Origin of the sequence: Oceanicola sp. S124 (assembly GCF_000220565.1) — a bacterium.
Taxonomy (GTDB): Bacteria; Pseudomonadota; Alphaproteobacteria; order Rhodobacterales; family Rhodobacteraceae; genus Pseudooceanicola.
On the sequence record NZ_AFPM01000106.1, the window covers coordinates 1 to 2,179 of the forward strand.

Annotated in this window: 2 protein-coding genes, 1 pseudogene and 1 riboswitch; of the genes and pseudogenes, 1 reads left to right on the plus strand and 2 read right to left on the minus strand. The window is 69.0% G+C overall.

Features of this window, described 5'->3' with window-relative positions; all coding sequences use genetic code 11:
• Both gcvT and OS124_RS0107770 read right to left on the minus strand, forming a co-directional pair.
• The coding region (gcvT, locus tag OS124_RS0107765) for a glycine cleavage system aminomethyltransferase GcvT (protein ID WP_010138915.1) at positions 1-983 on the minus strand (983 nt) is incomplete at its 3' end.
• Between the two features lie 148 nt (positions 984-1,131).
• Positions 1,132-1,221, minus strand: a riboswitch (glycine riboswitch).
• A 70-nt stretch (positions 1,222-1,291) separates the two neighbouring features.
• Positions 1,292-1,738, minus strand: a complete 447-nt coding sequence (locus OS124_RS0107770) for an RrF2 family transcriptional regulator (protein ID WP_010138916.1) — start codon at positions 1,736-1,738, stop codon at positions 1,292-1,294.
• 154 nt (positions 1,739-1,892) lie between these two features.
• On the opposite strand from OS124_RS0107770, the pseudogene OS124_RS0107775 reads away from it, so the two are divergent.
• Positions 1,893-2,179: pseudogene (locus OS124_RS0107775) on the plus strand (gamma-glutamylcyclotransferase); the annotation flags it as partial.

A 2,179-nucleotide genomic window follows, 5' to 3' on the forward strand; every position in this document is an offset into this window, starting at 1 on the left:
GGTCCGAAGGCGCCCGAGGTGATGCGGCCGACCTCTTCGCCATGGGCGTGCAGCGTCACCCCCTCGCGCATCGGGGCCCGACCCTGCGGGCTGAGACCGACGCGGACACGGGCCGGGCCCTCGCCCAGTTCCATCAGGATGCGCTCGGCGCCCGGGAAACCGCCCTCGCGGTCGCCCCCGGCACGGCGCGCCTTCTGGATCGACCAGTGCAGCGCGGCCTCGATAGGGCTGGTGGTTTCGTCGATGTCATGGCCGTAGAGGCACAGCCCGGCCTCAAGCCGCAGGCTGTCGCGGGCGCCCAGCCCAATGGGCAGCACCGCGTCGTCGGCCAGCAGGGCGCGGGCCAGGTCCTCGGCGGCCTCGTCGGGCACCGAAATCTCGTAGCCGTCCTCGCCGGTGTAGCCCGAGCGCGAGATCCAGCACTCGGCCCCCGCCAGCGTCACGTAGGCGACGTCCATGAAGCGCATCTCGGCCACCTCGGGCGCCAGCCGCGCCAGCGCCGCCTCGGCGCCGGGGCCCTGCAGGGCCAGCAGGCAGCGGTCGGTGATCTCTTCCACCTCGATGCCGGGAAGATTGGCGCGCATATGGGCAATGTCGGCGCCCTTGCAGGCGGCGTTGACCACCACGAAGAGGTGATCGCCGCGATTGGCGAACATCAGGTCATCGAGGATGCCGCCTGCCTCGTTGGTCAGCAGGCCATAGCGCTGGCGGCCTTCCTTCAGGCCCAGCACGGCGGCGGGGGTCAGACTTTCGAAGGCCAGCGCCAGGGTCTCGGGGTCGGCGCCCTTCAGGACCACCTGCCCCATGTGGCTGACGTCGAACAGGCCGGCGGCGGCGCGGGTGTGCAGGTGCTCCTTCATCACCCCGGCGGCGTATTGCACCGGCATCGAGTAGCCTGCGAAAGGCACCATCTTGCCGCCCAGTTCGGCGTGCAGACCAGCCAGCGGCAGATCCTTCAGTTCTTCATCGGCTGCTTGCGCCATCCCGCACTCCCGGTATCCATTCCCGGGCGGAGATCGCACCGGGGCATCCATTGCAGGGGTTGATCCCCCTGCCCGATGCCCCCTCTGTTCTGCTGCCTGAGATCGCTATCCCTTCGGCGGACCCACTGAAGGGCCTCTCTCCAGAGTCTGTAGTCGGACGGTCCTTTGGCCTGAGAGTTTCCGGGGCGGTTGCTCCTTCGGCACCGGCCTTGCGGCCAGTTCTCCCGTTCCGACGCCCCCCGAATACAAATGCCGCGCACGTCGCGCAAGCCCCCGAAAGCGTCGCAACCGCCGATTGCGCGAAAAGCTCAGGCGGCGCAGGTCCGGGGGCTCATCAAAGCGGCAAGCCCGGCGTTGTCACGCACCAGATCCTCGAGCTGCAGGTCGTCCAGCGTCGCGTAGAAGGCCTCGACCGCGTGGTCGATGGCGCCGCGCAGCCGGCAAACCTCGCCAAGATGGCACGAGCCCTCTTCCTCGGACAGGCAGTCGGCCACGGGAATCGGCCCCTCGACGGCGCGAAAGACATCGCCGACGCAGATCCGCGCAGCAGGACGGCCCAAGGTCACGCCGCCGTTGCGCCCGCGCTGCGTGGTCAGGAAGCCGAGCTGGCCCAGGCGATTGATCACCTGCGCCAGGTGGTTCTCGGAAATCCGGCAGGTCTCGGCGATCTCGGACTTGGTGACCAGCCGGTCCTTGTGGATCGCGCAGTACATCAGCACCCGCATCGAGATCGTCGTCCGCTTCGTCAGTCGCATGTCTGTCCCTTTCGCCGGGTCGTTGCCTGTTCTCCGGACACGGGACGCGAAACGGCCCCCGGAATGCCCCCCGAATGACCAGGCGTCCGCAGATCGGTTTGCCTCAGCCGCCGCAATATGTATTTGACCCACATCAAAGGAGGGCAAAATCCCGATGCAGGACCCGTTTTTCTTCGGCTACGGCAGCCTGGTGAACCGCCGCACACATGCCTACGACCGCGCCCGACCGGCCGAGGCCCATGGCTGGCGCCGCCTCTGGCGGCATGTGGCGGGGCGCGAGATTGCCATCCTCACCGCCGTGCCCGCCGGGCCGGCAGAGCGCATCGAGGGGCTGATTGCCGCCGTGCCGGGCGGCAACTGGGCCGCGCTGGACCTGCGCGAAGAGGCCTACGACCGCCTGCCCGCCACCGAGGCGATCCGCCACGACGGCGAGGCGGGGAC